This window comes from Limnohabitans sp., from assembly GCF_017848645.1.
In the GTDB taxonomy this organism is placed as follows: Bacteria; Pseudomonadota; Gammaproteobacteria; order Burkholderiales; family Burkholderiaceae_C; genus Limnohabitans_A.
The window spans coordinates 100,557-117,742 of the sequence record NZ_JAFEIF010000007.1; the positions used below are offsets into that span (position 1 = coordinate 100,557).

Annotated in this window: 15 protein-coding genes; 13 read left to right on the forward strand and 2 right to left on the reverse strand. The window is 61.0% G+C overall.

Going from position 1 to position 17,186, the window contains the following annotated elements; translation table 11 throughout:
* Positions 1-23: 23 nt before the first annotated feature.
* A complete protein-coding gene (msrB, locus tag QZ190_RS02465; protein ID WP_291913237.1) occupies positions 24-434 on the reverse strand; it encodes a peptide-methionine (R)-S-oxide reductase MsrB in 411 nt (136 codons plus the stop codon).
* Positions 428-1,975 carry a YdiU family protein gene (locus QZ190_RS02470; protein ID WP_291913102.1) on the reverse strand — a complete coding sequence of 516 codons (1,548 nt, stop codon included), beginning with the start codon at positions 1,973-1,975 and terminating at the stop codon, positions 428-430. Before QZ190_RS02470 ends, msrB begins: the two co-directional genes overlap by 7 nt.
* Positions 1,976-2,098: 123 nt before the next feature.
* Here QZ190_RS02470 and QZ190_RS02475 point away from each other — a divergent pair, with 123 nt between their 5' ends.
* From QZ190_RS02475 to QZ190_RS02535, 13 genes are all read left to right on the forward strand, one after another.
* Positions 2,099-3,727, forward strand: a complete 1,629-nt coding sequence (locus tag QZ190_RS02475; RefSeq protein ID WP_291913104.1) for a 3-(methylthio)propionyl-CoA ligase — start codon at positions 2,099-2,101, stop codon at positions 3,725-3,727.
* 139 nt (positions 3,728-3,866) lie between these two features.
* Entirely contained in the window at positions 3,867-5,099 is a 1,233-nt protein-coding gene (locus tag QZ190_RS02480; protein ID WP_291913105.1) for a branched-chain amino acid ABC transporter substrate-binding protein, read from the forward strand.
* 196 nt (positions 5,100-5,295) lie between these two features.
* Complete coding sequence (locus QZ190_RS02485; protein ID WP_291913107.1) at positions 5,296-6,330, forward strand: branched-chain amino acid ABC transporter permease; 1,035 nt, start codon at positions 5,296-5,298, stop codon at positions 6,328-6,330.
* 3 nt (positions 6,331-6,333) lie between these two features.
* Positions 6,334-7,626 (forward strand): branched-chain amino acid ABC transporter permease, encoded by a 1,293-nt coding sequence (locus QZ190_RS02490; protein WP_291913109.1) that lies wholly within the window; start codon positions 6,334-6,336, stop codon positions 7,624-7,626.
* Positions 7,623-8,393 (forward strand): ABC transporter ATP-binding protein, encoded by a 771-nt coding sequence (locus QZ190_RS02495; protein ID WP_090139084.1) that lies wholly within the window; start codon positions 7,623-7,625, stop codon positions 8,391-8,393. The genes QZ190_RS02490 and QZ190_RS02495 overlap by 4 nt, the downstream gene beginning before the upstream one ends.
* The gene (locus QZ190_RS02500) at positions 8,393-9,088 is read left to right on the forward strand and encodes an ABC transporter ATP-binding protein (protein ID WP_291913113.1); all 696 of its coding nucleotides are present in this window, start codon (positions 8,393-8,395) and stop codon (positions 9,086-9,088) included. The genes QZ190_RS02495 and QZ190_RS02500 overlap by 1 nt, the downstream gene beginning before the upstream one ends.
* A gap of 157 nt (positions 9,089-9,245) precedes the next feature.
* Positions 9,246-11,357: a 3-hydroxyacyl-CoA dehydrogenase NAD-binding domain-containing protein gene (locus QZ190_RS02505; RefSeq protein WP_090139080.1), complete on the forward strand. Its 2,112-nt coding sequence runs from the start codon at positions 9,246-9,248 to the stop codon at positions 11,355-11,357.
* Positions 11,358-11,377: 20 nt separating this feature from the next.
* Positions 11,378-12,553: an acetyl-CoA C-acyltransferase gene (locus QZ190_RS02510; protein WP_291913116.1), complete on the forward strand. Its 1,176-nt coding sequence runs from the start codon at positions 11,378-11,380 to the stop codon at positions 12,551-12,553.
* 89 nt (positions 12,554-12,642) lie between these two features.
* On the forward strand, positions 12,643-14,484 hold the full coding sequence (locus tag QZ190_RS02515; protein WP_291913118.1) for an acyl-CoA dehydrogenase: 1,842 nt from the start codon (positions 12,643-12,645) through the stop codon (positions 14,482-14,484).
* Positions 14,484-14,789 (forward strand): Dabb family protein, encoded by a 306-nt coding sequence (locus QZ190_RS02520; protein WP_291913119.1) that lies wholly within the window; start codon positions 14,484-14,486, stop codon positions 14,787-14,789. Before QZ190_RS02515 ends, QZ190_RS02520 begins: the two co-directional genes overlap by 1 nt.
* A 22-nt stretch (positions 14,790-14,811) precedes the next feature.
* A complete protein-coding gene (locus tag QZ190_RS02525) occupies positions 14,812-15,603 on the forward strand; it encodes an SDR family oxidoreductase (protein WP_291913122.1) in 792 nt (263 codons plus the stop codon).
* 20 nt (positions 15,604-15,623) lie between these two features.
* On the forward strand, positions 15,624-16,046 hold the full coding sequence (locus tag QZ190_RS02530; RefSeq protein ID WP_291913123.1) for a PaaI family thioesterase: 423 nt from the start codon (positions 15,624-15,626) through the stop codon (positions 16,044-16,046).
* A 114-nt stretch (positions 16,047-16,160) separates the two neighbouring features.
* Positions 16,161-17,177, forward strand: coding sequence for an NADP-dependent oxidoreductase (locus QZ190_RS02535; protein WP_291913126.1), 1,017 nt, complete (start codon positions 16,161-16,163; stop codon positions 17,175-17,177).
* The last annotated feature ends 9 nt before the right edge of the window (positions 17,178-17,186 follow it).

The window sequence follows — 17,186 nt, forward strand, 5'->3', positions numbered from 1 at the left end:
GCGCAGGGCGCAGCCGGGGTCGGTCAGGAAGGCTCGAAGTCTAACGAAGCGGAGTTCATGCAGTAGCGCAAGCCGGTGGGGGCGGGGCCGTCTTCGAAGACATGGCCCAGATGCGCGCCGCATTGGGCGCACACGGTTTCCACCCGGCGCATGCCGTGGCTGGTATCCACGCGTTCTTCGATGGCCCCTTCGGAGGCCGCTTGGTAAAAGCTCGGCCAGCCGCAGCCCGCGTCAAACTTGGTGCCCGACTTGAACAGCTCCGCGTCGCAGCAGATGCAGCGGTAAATGCCGCTGGACCAGTGGCCCTCGTATTTGCCGGTGAAAGGTCGCTCGGTGGCAGCTTGGCGTGTGACGGCGTAGGCCACAGGCTCGGCGCCTTTGGCGGCCAGTACCTCGCGCCACTCCTGGTCGGTTTTGGTGATTTTGCTCATGATGAACAGCTGATTTCCAGTTGAGCCGCCCAGTCGGGCGGCAATTCGGCATAGGCTTGCATGCCCGGGTGCTCGTCAAAGGGGGACTTTAACAAGTTGTAGAGGGTCTCGATTTCCGAGAAGTCGCCCGCGTGGGCTTGGCGGATGGCCATTTCAGCCAAGTGGTTGCGCAGCACAAATTTGGGGTTGGTGCGCAGCATCTGATCGCCCATGGCCGAAAAATTGGCCTGACCCGCCCGAGCTGTGTACCGAGCCAACCAAGCCAGTAGGCGAGGGCGGTCCAGGACCAAGTCGGTCACAGTGCTCCAGCCCGCAGCGGTCAGCGTGGTCGCTTGCGACTGCTGCACCACTGCTTGGCTCAGTTGCCGCCAAAACAAGGTGAAGTCCACTTTTTCGGCCGCCATGAGCTGCATCACGTCTTCGACCAAAGTCCAGTCGGCTTCGCGTTCGGACTCGGGGGCCAAGTCGCCGACCAGGCCCAGTTTGGCCCGCATCGCATCGCCGAGAAAGCGCGGAAACTGGCTCTTGTAGCCTTCCAGCACCTGCAGTGTCATGTCGTGGTCATCGATCAAGGGGGTCAGCGCCTGCGCCAGGCAATACAAATTCCAATAGGCCACGTTCGGTTGGCGGCCATAGGCGTAGCGGCCTTGGTGGTCCGAGTGGTTGCAAATGTGACCGGGGTCAAAGCCGTCCATGAACTGGAAGGGGCCGTAGTCGATCGTCAAGCCCAAGAGGCTCATGTTGTCGGTGTTCATCACGCCGTGGCAAAAGCCCACCGCTTGCCATTGCGCCAGCAGCCGGGCGGTGCGCTCCTGAACCTCGTCGAGCAAAGCCGCGTAAACATTGCCCTGCCACAGCGCGGCGCGCTCCTTGCATTCGGGCAGGTGGTGGTTTATCGCGTGGTCGGCCAGGGTTCGCAGGCTGTCGGTGTCGCCCTGGGCAGAAAAATGCTCGAAGTGGCCAAAACGCAAAAAGCTGGGGGCCACCCGCGCCACCACGGCGGCGCTTTCGAGGGTTTCGCGCCGCACCGGTTCGGGCGATGCCACCAGGCACAGCGCCCGGGTGGTGGGGATGCCCAGGCCGTGCATGGCTTCGCTGCACAAATACTCACGGATGCTCGAGCGCAGCACGGCACGGCCATCGCCGCCGCGTGAGTAGGGCGTGCGGCCCGCGCCTTTGAGCTGAATCTCTTGAGGGCCTTGCGCAGATTGGGCCTCGCCCAGCCAAATGGCCCGCCCATCGCCCAGCTGACCGGCCCATTGGCCAAACTGGTGGCCGCTGTAGACCGTGGCCAGCGGCTGGGAGCCCACCATGAGCGCATTGCCCGCGAAGGCTTGCAGGTGGTCGTCGTCAAACAGCTCGGCAGGCCAGCCCAGTTCGTTGCGCAAGGCGTCGTTGCGGGCGGCCCAACGCGGCGCTGCCACGGGCGAGGGCTGCAGGGGGGTGAAAAAACGGGGGCCCAGTTGGGTCAGGCGGTGCGTCCAGTCCAGCACGGGCAAGTCGTGGGGGGAGCTGGCGTGGGTTTCCAAAGGGGCAGATGACATAGTTGCTGATTGTCACGCCCTTGACAAGCACCCTGGGTTTGGCGGGTTTTAGGCCCGAACCCGCCGGTGTGCGGGTGCACAATGATCCGTTTAAGAACAACCCCCTTGACAGGAGACCACCCCATGCTGGGATTGATGCAACAGCAATCATTGCTGATTTCTTCTTTGATCGACTTTGCTGAAAAACACCACGGCGACAGCGAGATCGTCTCGCGCCGCGTGGAGGGAGACATCCACCGTTACGCCTGGGCCGATGTGGCCCGCCGCTCGCGCCAAGTGGCCAACGCACTCGATGCCCAGCAGGTACCGCAAGGCGCACGCATCGCGACCCTGGCCTGGAACGGGTACCGCCACCTGGAGCTGTACTTTGGTGTGAGCGGCTCGGGCCGCGTGCTGCACACCATGAACCCGCGCCTGCACCCCGAGCAGCTGGCCTGGATCGCCAACCATGCCGAAGACCAGGTGCTGTGCTTCGACATGACGTTTTTGCCGCTGGTCCAGGCCGTACACAAACACTGCAAAACCATCACGCACTATGTGGCTTTGTGCGACGCGGACAAACTGCCCGCCGATACCGGCATCCCGAACCTGGTGAGCTACGAGGCGTGGATGGGCCAGCAGCCCAGCACCTACGCTTGGCCGCAGTTCGATGAAAACACCGCCTGCAGCCTGTGCTACACCAGCGGCACCACCGGCAACCCCAAAGGCGCTTTGTACAGCCACCGCTCCACCGTGCTGCACGCCTACGCCGCCGCCTTGCCCGACTCGATGTGCATCTCGGCACGGGATTCGATCTTGCCCGTGGTGCCCATGTTCCACGTCAACGCTTGGGGCATCCCTTACAGCGCGGCCATGGCCGGAGCCAAGTTGGTCTTTCCAGGCCCCGCGCTCGACGGCAAATCGGTTTACGAACTGATCGAAGCCGAAGGCGTGACTTTTGCGGCGGGTGTGCCCACCGTGTGGCAAATGCTCCTGGGCCACATGGCCCCAGCGGGCCTGAAGTTCAGCACGCTGAACCGCACCGTCATTGGCGGCTCGGCCTGCCCACCGGCCATGATCGACGCCTTCCGTCAAAACTACAACGTGGATGTGCTGCACGCTTGGGGCATGACCGAGCTCAGCCCCTTGGGCACGGTATGCACCCTGAAAAACAAGCACCTGAGCTTGCCCGCCGATGCGCAAATGAAGCTGCGCATGAAGCAAGGCCGCTGCATTTTCGGCATCGACATGAAGATCGTGGACCCGCAAGGCCAAACCTTGCCGCACGACGGCAAGGCGGCGGGTGACCTGCTGGTCAAAGGCCCTTGGGTCATTGCCTCGTATTACAAACAAGAAGGCGGCAACCCCTTGGTGGACGGCTGGTTCCCCACCGGCGACGTGGCCACGATCGACGCCGATGGTTTCATGCAAATCACCGACCGCAGCAAGGACGTGATCAAGTCCGGCGGCGAGTGGATCAGCTCGATCGATGTGGAAAACATCGCCATGGCCCACCCGGCCGTGGCCATGGCCGCTTGCATCGGCATGCGCCACCCCAAGTGGGACGAGCGGCCGATCGTGTGCGTGGTCAAGAAACCCGGCTCTGACGTCAGCCGTGAAGAGCTCATTGCTTTTTACGAAGGCAAGACGGCCAAGTGGCAGATCCCGGATGACGTGGTCTTTGTCGACGCCATTCCTTTGGGGGGCACCGGCAAGATGCTCAAAACCCGTTTGCGCGAGCAATTGGCCGACTACGTGCTGCCGGGCCTTTGATGTGGGTCAAGCCCACATACCCCAAGAGTGCCCCGCGCAAGTCGCGCGGGTGATATGCCTTAGGTGCAAACCCCGAGCGCATTTGCGCCCGCAGCGGTTACGCTGACATGGTTCAGATTCACAACGCAGGAGACCTTGAATGAAAACCACCCACCGTTTGATCGCCGCAGCCGCATTGGCCGCTTGTTCCCTGGGCGCCTACGCGCAAAAGGGCGAAACCGTCAAAATCGCCTGGATCGATCCTCTGTCTGGCCTGATGGCGCCTGTGGGCAGCAACCAGCTCAAGAGCTTTCAGTTTTTTGCCGAAAAGTTCAGCAAAACCAACCCCGCTGGCGTCAAGTTCGAGGTCATTGGCATCGACAACAAGTTGAGCCCGGCTGAAAGCCTGAACGCGCTCAAGGCCGCCATGGACCAAGGCGTGCGTTACATCACCCAAGGCAACGGCTCCTCCGTGGCCGGTGCGCTGATCGAGGCCGTGAACAAGCACAACGAGCGCAACCCCGGCAAGGAAATCATTTTCCTGAACCACTCCGCAGTGGACCCGGACTTCACCAACAGCAAGTGCAGTTTCTGGCACTTCCGCTTTGACGCTGACACCTCGATGAAGATCGAGGCCATGACCACCTTCATGAAGGACCAGAATGACATCAAGAACGTCTATCTGCTCAACCAGAATTACTCGCATGGCCACCAGGTCGTCAAATTCGCCAAGGAAAACATCGCACGCAAGATGCCGGGTGTGAAGATCGTGGGTGAAGACCTGCACCCATTGGCGCAAGTGCGCGATTTTGCGCCTTACATCGCCAAGATCAAGGCCTCCGGTGCCGACACCGTGATCACCGGCAACTGGGGTTCTGACCTGGCCTTGCTGGTCAAGGCGGCCAACGAAGGCGGCTTCAATGGCAAGTTCTACACTTATTACACCGGCGTCACAGGCACGCCCACGGCCTTGGGCCAAACCGGTGCGGGCCGCGTCTACCAAATCTCGTACAACCACTACAACATGGGTGGCGACATGGGCAAGTGGATGGCCGAGTTCAAGACCAAGTTCAACGACGACTTCTACACGGGCTCTGTGATCTCGATCTACAGCGCCTTGGGTGAAGCCATGGCCAAAGCCAAGTCGACCGATCCGGTCAAAGTGGCCGCCGCCATGTCGGGCCTGAAGTTCAAGAGCTACCACGGTGATGTGGAAATCCGCAAAGCCGACCACCAGCTGCAGCAGCCGCTGTGGATGACCGTCTGGCAAAAGGCTGACAAGAAGTTCCCCTACAGCCCCGAAAACACTGGCATGACCTTGGCCCCGGTCAAGGAATTCCCGTCTTACGTCTCCAGCACGCCCACCAGCTGCCAGATGAAGCGTCCAGGCTGAGGCGACACCCCTGCCGCTACCGACCTGTGAGCGTCCCGTCTGGGGCGCTCAGGGTTTGGCGGCTGGGCCAAGGCCCGATCACCTGAGGGTTCATCGGGCTTTTTTTTGGGCTGTTCGGCCCCATTGAGACCGGGTTGGCCATGGTCAACCCACTTTTGGTAATGCTTTAGACCCCACAGGGTCTGGAAAGTTTGTGATGGAGTTTTTCATCATTTCCATGCTCAACGGCCTCAGTTACGGGCTGTTGTTGTTCATGCTCAGCTCCGGGCTGACGCTGATTTTCAGCATGATGGGCGTGCTCAATTTTGCGCACGCCAGTTTCTACATGGTGGGCGCTTATTTCGGCTACACCATCTCCCAGTGGGTTGGCTTTTGGCCTGCGCTGGTCATTGCACCGCTGCTGGTCGGGGCTTGTGGCGCTTTATTTGAGCGCCTGACGCTGCGCAAAGTCCATCCCTTTGGCCATGTGCCTGAATTGCTGGTCACCTTTGGCCTGTCCTACGTGGTGCTGGAGTTGGTGCAACTGGTGTGGGGCCGCACGGCGGTCGAGTTTCCGCCGCCCGAGATTTTGCGCAGTTCGGCTTTCACCCTGATCAACCATTCGGTCAACGGACTGAGCGTGGTTTGGGGCGCAGCGCCTGCCGAGATGTGCAGTGCCGCCGATGCGGCTGTTCGCGTGGTGTGCTCGCCGTTTCCGGCCACACGCGGCTTCATGATGCTGGTGGCGCTGCTGATGCTGTTGTCTTTGTGGCTCTTGCTCACCCGCACCCGCATCGGTTTGGTCATTCAGGCCGCGCTGACTCACCCCGAAATGGTGGAGTCTCTCGGCCACAACGTGCCCCGTGTGTTCATGCTGGTGTTTGGTGCGGGCACGGGCCTGGCCGGGCTGGCGGGCGTGATTGGCGGCAGCACTTTCGTGACAGAACCTGCCATGGCCGCCACCGTGGGCTCGGTCATCTTCGTGGTCGTGGTGGTGGGTGGCATGGGCTCGCTGTCGGGGGCCTTTTTGGCGTCCATCCTGATTGGCGTGATCCAGACCTTTGCCGTGGCCATTGACTACTCCTTCTTGACGCTGGCCAAGGACATGGGCTGGGCCCTGTCGGCCGCCACCCAGGAAAACTCCTTTGCCAAGCTCACGCTGTCGCAGGTTGCGCCCATCTTGCCCTACCTGTTTTTGGTGCTGATTCTGATCTTCCGGCCCAAGGGTCTTCTGGGCACACGCGAGGGTTAAGACATGGCTGCTGTATACAAATTCAAACCTTACAACGTGGGCCGCTGGGTCATCTGGAGCCTGTTCGCCCTGGTCCTGCTGGCTTCGCCGCTGGTCTTTACCAGCAACCTGTCGGTGACCATGTTGGCGCAAATGGGCATCGCCATCATTGCCTGCCTGTCCTACAACATCTTGTTGGGGCAAGGCGGCATGCTCAGCTTTGGCCATGCGGTGTACACCGGGCTGGGCAGTTATATGGCCATTCACGCGCTCAATGCCGTGAGTGGCGGCAAGCTCAACATACCGGTCAGCCTGCTGCCCATCGTGGGCGGCGTGGCGGGCATGGGCTTTGCCATTTTGCTGGGCTGGGTCACCACCCGCAAATCGGGCACACCCTTCGCCATGATCACGCTGGGCGTGGCCGAATTGGTTTTCGCCATGTCGCTCATGTTTTCGGAGTTCTTCGGGGGTGAGGCGGGCGTCTCGGGCAACCGGGTGGCGGGTCAGCCATTTTTGGGCATCACCTACGGCCCGCAAATCCAGGTGTATTACCTGATCGCGGCCTACACCTTCGTGTGTGTGGCGCTCATGTACGCCTTCACGCAAACGCCTCTGGGCCGGATTTTGAACGCCGTGCGCGACAACCCCGAGCGCGTCGAGTTCATCGGCTACAACACGCAGCGCGTGCGCTACATGGCTTTCATCATCGCGGGCTTTTTTGCAGGCATTGCCGGGGGCTTGGGCGCACTCAACTTCGAAATCGTCACCGCAGAGGTGGTCGGGGCCGGGCGTTCGGGCGCTTATTTGCTCTTCACCTTTTTGGGCGGAGCCACCTTCTTTTTTGGCCCCATCATCGGTGCCATCTTGATGATCATCGCCTTTGTGCTGCTGTCCGAGCTGACCAAGGCCTGGCTTTTGTACCTGGGGCTGGTGTTCCTGTTCATGGTCATGTACGCGCCGGGCGGCATTGCCAGCCTGATCATGATGAACCTGCGGGTGGCCAAGTTCGGCAAACTGCGCCAGATCTGGACCAGTTACCTGGCACTGGGCCTCACAGCCATCGTGATGCTGGCGGGCGCCGGGGCCATGATCGAGATGGTCTACCACTTGCAGCTCAATTCGGCCTTGGGTGACACCGTCAAGTTCATGGGCGCCACGCTCAACGCCAAGAGCCTGGACAGCTGGTTCGGCTCGGCCTTTGTCATGCTCACCGGCCTGGGCTTGTTTGAGCTGGCCCGCAGGCAGTTTGCCCGCGATTGGGGTGAAATCCAGACCGACATCGAAAAAGAAATCAAGCGAAGGGAAGCTGCCTTATGAGTTACGCCCTCGAACTCCAGGACGTGCGCAAGAACTTCGGCAAGACCGAAATCATCCGCGGCGTGAACCTGGCCGTGCAAGCCGGTGAGCGCGTGGCCGTGATTGGCCCCAACGGCGCAGGCAAGTCCACTTTGTTCAACCTGATCAGCGGCCGCTTTGGCCCCACCAGCGGCGAGATTTTGCTGGGTGGCCAGGCCATCCAGAACAAGACGCCTTACGAGATCAACCGCATGGGTCTGTCGCGCAGCTTCCAGATCACCAACATCTTTCCCAAGTTGAGTGTGTTCGAGAACCTGCGCTGCGCTGTGCTCTGGAGCCTCGGCTACAAGTACAGCTTCTTCAAGTTTTTATCCAACTTGAAAGACGCCAACGATCGCACCGACGAACTGCTGGACATGATCCATCTGGACAAAAAACGCGACGTGCTGGCGGTCAACCTGACCTATGCCGAGCAGCGTGCGCTGGAAATCGGCGTGACCATTGCGGGCGGCTCAGACGTGATCTTGCTGGACGAACCCACGGCCGGCATGAGCAAGAGCGAAACCTCGCGTTTCATCCAGCTCATCAAGGACGTCACCGTGGGCAAAACCCTGCTCACGGTGGAGCACGACATGGGCGTGGTTTTTGGCCTGGCCGACAAGATCGCGGTGGTGGTGTATGGCGAGGTCATCGCCTTCGACACCCCCGAAGCCGTGCGGGCCAACGCCAAAGTGCAGGAGGCTTATCTGGGCTCTCCGGTCGCAGACAGCCAAGCAGGAGGCCACTGATGCTGCAAATCGACAACCTTCATGCCTTTTACGGCAAAAGCCATGTGCTGCATGGCGTCAATTTCGAGGTGGGGCAGGGCGAGATCGTGGCTTTGCTCGGCCGCAACGGCTCGGGCCGCTCCACCACCGCCAAGGCCATCATGGGTTTGGTGGAGTGCGAGGGGCGCATCGACTGGAAAGGCCAGCCTATCCAGGGCAAAAAGGCCTATGAAATCGCCCACTTGGGGCTGGGCTATGTGCCCGAAAACCGCGAGATTTTCCCCAAGCTCACGGTGAGCCAAAACTTGCAACTGGGTCAAAAACGCAGCGGACAAAACGGGCGCTGGTCCTTTGAGGACATGTTCGCCATGTTCCCCCGCCTCAAAGAGCGCGAGCACACCGAAGCTGGCGTGTTGTCTGGCGGAGAGCAGCAAATGCTCACGCTGTGCCGCACCCTGATGGGCGATCCTGATCTGATCATCATCGACGAGCCCACCGAGGGCCTGGCCCCCAAAATTGTGGAACTGGTGGGGCAATTCCTGCACAGCCTCAAAGCCAAAGGGGTCTCGGTTTTGTTGATCGAGCAAAAACTCACCATTGCCATGAGCATCTCCGACAGGGCGCTGGTCATGGGTCATGGGGCCATCGTCTTCCAGGGCACGCCTGACGAATTGCGGGCCAACGCCTACATCCGCAAGGAATGGCTGGAGGTCTGATTCGGACTTGGGGCCTGTCCACTTGCCCCTTCACCAACCGTCCATGTCACCGTCCCTGTTGCGACAAGATTTTTGCCTTGCGGGCGGTTTTTGTGTCTACAATGCACAAAAACGAACGGTCGTTCTTTTTTAACTTTTCACGCAAAGGAAGTCCAGCATGACAGCTGAATACAAAGTCCACGGTGATGTCGCGGTCATCACGATGATGAACCCGCCCGTCAACGGTTTGGGCCTGTCCACCCGCATCGGCATCACCGATGGTCTGGAGAAGGCCAACAACGACGCATCGGTCAAAGCCATCGTCATCACGGGCGCGGGCAAAGCCTTCTCGGGCGGTGCAGACATCCGTGAATTTGGTTCGCCCAAGGCGATCCAGGAACCCAATTTGCTCAGCGTCATCCGCGCTTGCGAAAATTCGGCCAAGCCCGTTGTGGCAGCCATCCACTCGGTGGTCATGGGCGGCGGTCTGGAGTTGGCGCTCGGCTGCCACTACCGCATCGCATCACCCGGCACCAGCGTGGCCCTGCCCGAAGTCAAGCTGGGTCTGATTCCTGGCGCGGGCGGCACGCAGCGCCTGCCCCGCGTGATCGGTGTCGAGCCCGCGCTCAACATGATTGTCAGCGGCGAAGCCATCAAGAGCGAAATGCTGGCCATGTTGCCCGGCCAAAAGCTGTTTGATGCCATGGCCCAGTCGGCTGAGAGCCTGCCTGAAGAAGCACTGGCCATGGCCCGCAAAGTGGCCGCAGCACACGCAGACGGTTCGCCCATGCCCATGGTGCGCAACTTGCCTTGCAAGCACCCCCAAGGTGATGCTTACTTCCAATTTACCCGCAACATGGTCAAGGGCATGGCGAAAAACCTGCCCGCACCCGTCAAGTGCGTGGACGCGGTTGAAGCCGCCACCAAGAAGAAGTTTGAAGAGGGCATGGTCATCGAGCGCGACATCTTCATGAACCTGATGCTCACGCCCGAAAGCCGGGCTTTGCGCCACATCTTCATGGCCGACCGCGCCGCCAGCAAAATTGCCGACGTGCCCGAAGACACGCCCAAGCGCGAGATCAAGTCCGTGGCCGTCATTGGTGCGGGCACTATGGGCGGCGGCATCTCCATGAACTTCTTGAACGCGGGCATCCCCGTCAAGATGCTGGAGATGAAGCAAGAAGCCCTGGACCGTGGCGTGGCCACCATCCGCAAAAACTACGAAGCCCAGGTCAAAAAAGGCAAGCTCAAACAAGAGAAGTACGACGAGCGCATGGCGCTGTTGTCCACCACGCTGAGCTACGACGAGATCGGCCAGGCCGACCTGGTGATCGAAGCCGTGTTCGAAGAAATGGGCGTGAAAGAAGCCGTCTTCAAGAAGCTCGATGAAGTGATGAAGCCCGGCGCGATTTTGGCCTCCAACACCTCCACCCTGGATGTGAACAAGATCGCCAGCTTCACCAAGCGTCCACAAGACGTGATCGGCATGCACTTCTTCAGCCCGGCCAACGTGATGAAGCTGCTCGAAGTGGTGCGTGGCGCCCAGACCGGTAAAGACGTGCTGGCCACCGTGATGGCCATCGGCAAGAAGATCAAAAAGACCTCGGTGGTCTCGGGCGTGTGTGATGGTTTCATCGGCAACCGCATGATCGAGCAGTACAGCCGCCAGGCTGGTTTCCTGATTGAAGAAGGCTGCACTCCCGCGCAGGTCGACAAGGCTGTTGAAAAGTTCGGCTTCGCCATGGGCCCGTTCCGCATGGGCGACTTGGCTGGCAACGACATTGGTTGGGCGATCCGCAAGCGCCGCTACCAGGAAAAGCCGGGCATGAAGTACAGCAAAACCGCTGACCTGCTCTGCGAGATGGGCCGTTATGGCCAAAAAACCGGCGCAGGCTGGTACGACTACCAAGCTGGCAAGCGCGATGCGATCCCCAGCGCCGTGGTGGTCGAGATGATCGAGAAGCACCGCGCGGCCATGGGCATCACGCCCCGCAAGATTTCGGACGAAGAAATCGTGCAGCGCCTGGTGTACTCCTTGGTCAACGAGGCGGCGCACATTCTGGAAGAAGGCATTGCCAGCAAGGCCAGCGACATCGACATGGTCTACATCACCGGCTACGGCTTCCCGTTCTGGCGCGGTGGCCCCATGAACTACGCCGACACGGTGGGTCTGTTCAATGTGGCCGAAGCCATGAAGCGCTTTGCCAAGAACCCGCACGACGACGCCCAATTCTGGCAACCCGCGCCCCTTCTGGCGCGCTTGGTGGCCGAAGGCAAGACATTCAACTGATTCACTAAAGGTTCAACATCATGACGAATGCTGTCATCGTATCCACTGCCCGCACCCCTCTGGCCAAGAGCTGGAAGGGCGCTTTCAACATGACCCACGGCGCCACCTTGGGTGGCCACGCCGTGCAACACGCCGTGGCCCGCGCAGGCATTGATGCCGCCGAAGTCGAAGACGTGATCATGGGCTGCGCCACACCCGAAGGCGCCACAGGTGCCAACATCGCTCGCCAGATCGCCCTCAAGGCCGGTCTGCCGATCTCGGTCTCGGGCATGACGGTCAACCGTTTTTGCTCGTCCGGCCTGCAAACCATTGCCCTGGCCGCACAACGCATCATCGCGGGCGAAGGCCAGGTGTATGTGGCCGGTGGCGTGGAAAGCATTTCTTGTGTGCAGCAAGAGATGAACACCCACATGCTGCAAGACCTGGCGCTGGCCAAGATGAAGCCCGAGATCTACTGGAACATGCTGCAAACCGCCGAGCAAGTGGCCAAGCGCTACAAGATCGGCCGCGATGTGATGGACGCTTACGGTGCGGCCAGCCAGCAAAAAGCCTGCGCTGCGCAAGCCGCCGGTTTGTTCAACGACGAAATCGCCCCCATCACCGTCACGCAAGGCGTGATCGACAAGGTCATGGGCATGACCACCAAACAAGTGACCGTGAGCGTGGACGAAGGTCTGCGTGAAGGCACCACCGTGGAAGCCATCAGCGGCCTGCGCTCTGCGCTGCCCGGTGGTTTGGTGTCAGCGGGCAATGCCAGCCAGTTCTCGGACGGCGCAGGCGCTTGCGTGCTGATGGACGAAAAACTGGCCGAGCAACGTGGCTTGAAGCCGCTGGGTCGCTTCCTCGGCTTTGCCGTGGCCGGTTGCGAGCCTGATGAAATGGGCATTGGCCCCGTTTATGCCGTGCCCAAGGCCCTGGCGCGTTTGGGCCTCACCGTGCAAGACATTGACCTGTGGGAACTGAACGAAGCCTTTGCCGTGCAGGTGCTGTATTGCCGCGACAAGCTGGGCATTCCAGCCGATCGCCTGAACGTGAACGGTGGCGCGATTGCCGTGGGCCACCCCTATGGTGTGTCTGGCCAGCGCCTGACGGGCCACGCCCTGATCGAAGGCAAACGCCGTGGTGCCAAGCGCGTGGCGGTGACCATGTGCATCGGCGGCGGCATGGGCGCATGCGGCATTTTTGAAGTGCTGTGATGCGCTTGCGCGTTGACGCTTGATCAACGCGAAGGGCGGCTGGCTTGTGCCTGCCGCCTTTTTTTATGTTCTGGATCTGGATGAGTGTCATGAGTTTGCGTCCCACCGTTGATTTTTTGCTGCACGACTGGCTGAAGGTCGAAAACCTGCAAAGCCGTGAGCGCTTTGCCGATCACTCGCGTGAAACCTTTGACGCGGTGCTCGACACCTGCGAGCGCATTGCGCGGGAAAAATACGCCCCTTTCAACCGCCTGGTGGACACACAAGAACCCCACTTTGATGGCGAAAAAGTCATCCTGCCCCGGGCCACACACGACGCGTACAAGGCCTATGCCGAGTCGGGCATGCTCAGCGCTGCGCAAGACTACGAGATCGGCGGCATGCAGCTGCCCTACACGGTCGAAGCCGCAGCCAACGCCTTTTTTGCCATGGCCTCGGTCAGCATCGGCTCGGGCATGCTCACCAGTGGCAACGCCAATTTGCTCATGGTGCACGGCACCGATCTGCAAAAGCAGGTGTTTGCGGCCAATGAATTTTCGGGGCGCTTCTCAGGCACCATGTGTCTGAGTGAGCCGCAAGCGGGTTCGTCGCTGAGCGACGTGACCACCCGCGCCACACCCGATGGCGAAGACTTTGAGGCCGACGCTTTGGGCGCTCGCTACCGCCTCAAGGGCAACAAGATGTGGATTTCTTCGGGCGAGCACGAGCTGTCTGAGAACATCATCCATTTGGTGTTGGCCAAAATTCCCGACGCCAATGGCCAGCTGGTGCCGGGCGTCAAAGGCATTTCGCTGTTCATCGTGCCCAAAAAGATGGTGGACACGAATGGACAGCTGACGGGCGAGCGCAACGACGTGGCGCTGGCCGGCCTGAACCACAAATGCGGCTGGCGCGGCACGACCAACACGCTGCTGAACTTTGGCGAGGGCAAATACCCGGTGAGAGGCGATACAGGCGCAGGCTTAGACGGCGCCGGAAGCGGCGCCGTGGGTTATCTCGTCGGCAAGCCCGGCGAAGGCCTGCGCTGCATGTTTCACATGATGAACGAGGCCCGCATCGGCGTGGGCATGGCCGCCACCATGCTGGGCATGGCCGGTTATTACGCCAGCCTGGACTACGCCAAAAACCGCCCACAAGGCAGGCCCACCGGGGCAGGGGGCAAGGACGCGAGCCAGCCGCAGGTGCGCATCATCGAACACGCCGACATCAAGCGCATGTTGCTGGCGCAAAAGGCTTACAGCGAAGGCGCTCTGGCTTTGGCCCTGTACTGCGCCCGTCTGGTGGACGAGCAACACACGGGCACGGCCGAAGACGCCGATGTGGCGCGCCTGCTGCTGGAGGTGCTGACGCCCATCGTCAAGAGCTTCCCCAGCGAATGGTGCCTGGAGGCCAACAGCCTGGCCATCCAGATCCACGGCGGCTATGGCTACACGCGTGATTTTCCCGTCGAGCAGTACTGGCGCGACAACCGCCTGAACATGATCCACGAAGGCACCCACGGCATCCAGGCCATGGACCTGTTGGGCCGCAAGGTCTTGATGGAAAACGGCCGGGGCCTGCAGCTGCTGGCCGAACGCATGCTGGCCACGGCCACCAAAGCCGAACCAAGCTGGGGCCCAGAGGCCGCCGCCTTGCGCGATGCGCTTCAGCAAGTGGGCCAAGCCACCCAACAAGCTTGGGACGGAGCCCAGCCTGCTCAGGCGCTGGCCAACGCTGTGCCTTATTTGCAGGCCTTTGGCCACACCGTGATCGCCTGGATCTGGCTCGATGTGGCCTGCAGCGCAGCCCAAGACAACAGTCCTGCCGCGCAGGGCCGTCGCGCCGCTTGCCGCTACTTCTTCCGCTACGAGCTGCCCAAGATCGGGGCTTGGCTGAATGTGGTGCGCAGCCGCGACGCGACTTGCGCCGACTTGCCCGAAGAGGCCTTCTGATGATCCGCCACATCGTCATGTGGAATTTGAAAGACCACGCCGATGGGGCAGACAAGGCCAGCAATGTGCAAAAAGCGAAAACACTGTTGCTCTCATGCGCTCAAGTGGTCCCCGGCATCCGCACCTTCGAAGTCGCCACCGCCACCCCCGGCATGGACTGCACCAATGATTTGGTGCTCCACATGCTGCTCGATGACGCGCAGGTGCTAGCGGCTTACCAAAATCACCCCGATCATTTGGCCATCAAACCCTTCATGAAAGCGGTTGTGCAAGAGCGCCGCTGCATGGATTTCATCGTCGAATAAGACCTACACAACAGGAGCAAACATGGCACGCAGCATTCAACAACTTTTTGACCTGACCGGGCAAGTGGCCCTGGTCACGGGTGGCTCGCGCGGCCTGGGCCTGCAAATGGCCCACGCCCTGGGCGAGGCTGGCGCCAAGATCATGCTCAGCTCACGCAAAGCGGCCGACCTGGAAGAAGCCGCTGGCGAGTTGCAGGCCGCGGGCATCGATGCCCGCTGGATCGCTGCCGACTGCGGCAAGGAAGAAGACATCCGCCGCCTGGCCACGGAAACCATGGAGCGCATGGGTCCCATCGACATCCTGGTGAACAACGCGGGTGCGACCTGGGGTGCACCCGCCGAAGACCACCCGGTCTCGGCCTGGGACAAGGTCATGAACCTGAACGTGCGCGGATATTTCATCCTCTCTCAAGAGGTGGCCAAACAAAGCTTCATTCCACGTGGCAAAGGCCGCATTCTGAACGTGGCGTCCATCGCGGGCCTGGCGGGCAACCCTGCCGCGATGAAAACCATCGCTTACAACACCTCCAAAGGTGCGGTCATCAACTTCACCCGCGCCCTGGCAGGCGAGTGGGGCGAGCACGGCATCACCGTCAATGCGATCTGCCCAGGTTTTTTCCCCAGCAAGATGAGCCAAGGCCTGCTGGACACCATCGGGGCCGACAACATGGCGCAAGCCGCCCCCCTGCGCCGCTTGGGTGACGACGAAGACCTCAAGGGTTTGGCGGTGTTATTCGCATCCGACGCAGGCAAACACATCACGGGCCAATGGCTGGCGGTGGACGGCGGCGTGAGCGCCATCATCGGCGGCTGAGAGGCGACTTGAGTCTGGACATGAGCATCCCTTTTGGCGCCCACATTCCGTTCGTGGAGCATCTGGGCTTCACCTTGGAGAAGTTTGAAGGCGGTGAGTCTGAGCTGCATTTCGCGCCTCGCCCCGAACACCTCAATTCCTTCGACGTCACACACGGTGGTGCCGTCATGACTTTTCTGGACGTGATCATGGCCACGGCCGCACGCAGTGTGGACCCCAACATGGGTGTGGTCACCATTGAGATGAAAACCACCTTCATGCGCCCGGCCAAAGTGCCTGCTGGTCAAATGTTGGTGGGCAAAGGACATCTGCAACACCGCACTCGAAGCATGGCCTTCACCGAGGGCCGCATCTACGACAACGCAGGTCAGCTGTGCGCCACGGCGACCGGCACCTTCAAATACGTGGCTCGGCGCGAGGCGCAGAGTCCATCCACCGACTGAGCCATGACCACAACATCATTCGCGGTCAGCGACCGCTCCTACACAGAACCCCGTAGGAGCGGTCTCTGACCGCGATCAACCACCGCCCATTTTTTTACCCCACAGGAAAACACCATGCCCCTCAATCACCAAATCGTGCTCGACAACCGTCCTCAAGGCGAAGCCACTGTGGCCAACTTCAAACTGGTCGAAGCTCCCATTCCTGCCTTGCAAGAGGGTCAAGTGCTGGTCAAACACCACTACATGAGCCTGGACCCCTACATGCGCGGCCGCATGAACGAGAGCAAGAGCTACGCTGTGCCCCAGCCCCTGGGTCAAGTCATGATTGGCGGCACTGTCGGTGAGGTGGTCGAAAGCCTGCACCCCAAGTTCAAAGCCGGTGACCAAGTGGTGGGTATGGGTGGCTGGCAGGAATACAGCGTGGTGGATGCCAATGTGATCGGCGCGCTGCGCAAGGTCGACACCACCCATGTGCCGCTGTCGCACTACCTGGGCGCTGTGGGCATGCCCGGCGTGACCGCCTGGTACGGCCTGGTCAAGATCATCAACCCCAAAGCAGGCGAGACCGTGACCGTGAGCGCCGCCAGCGGTGCGGTGGGCAGTGCTTATGGCGCATTGGCCAAGGCCCGCGGCTGCCGCGTGGTCGGCATTGCAGGCGGCAAAGACAAGTGTGACTACGTGGTCAAGGAGCTGGGCTTTGACGCCTGCATCGACTACAAGGAGCACAAGGATTACCTTAGCCTGTCCAAAGCGCTGCGCGAAGCCTGCCCGAACGGCATCGACGGTCACTTTGAAAACGTGGGTGGCATGGTGCTTGACGCGGTGATGCTGCGCACCAACGCGTTCGCCCGCATTGCGGTGTGCGGCATGATCGCCGGCTACGACGGTGCGCCCCTGCCCATGGCCAACCCCGCCTTGATTCTGGTCAACCGCATGAAGATCGAAGGCTTCATCGTCAGCGAGCACATGGAAGTCTGGCCCGAAGCCCTGCAAGAACTCGGCACCCTGGTCGGCACGGGCACTTTGCGCCCTCGCGAATCCGTGGCGCAGGGCCTGGCCGCTGCGCCTGAGGCCTTCTTGGGTCTGCTCAAAGGCAAGAACTTTGGCAAGCAGCTGGTCAAACTGATCTGAGGCCAGGCC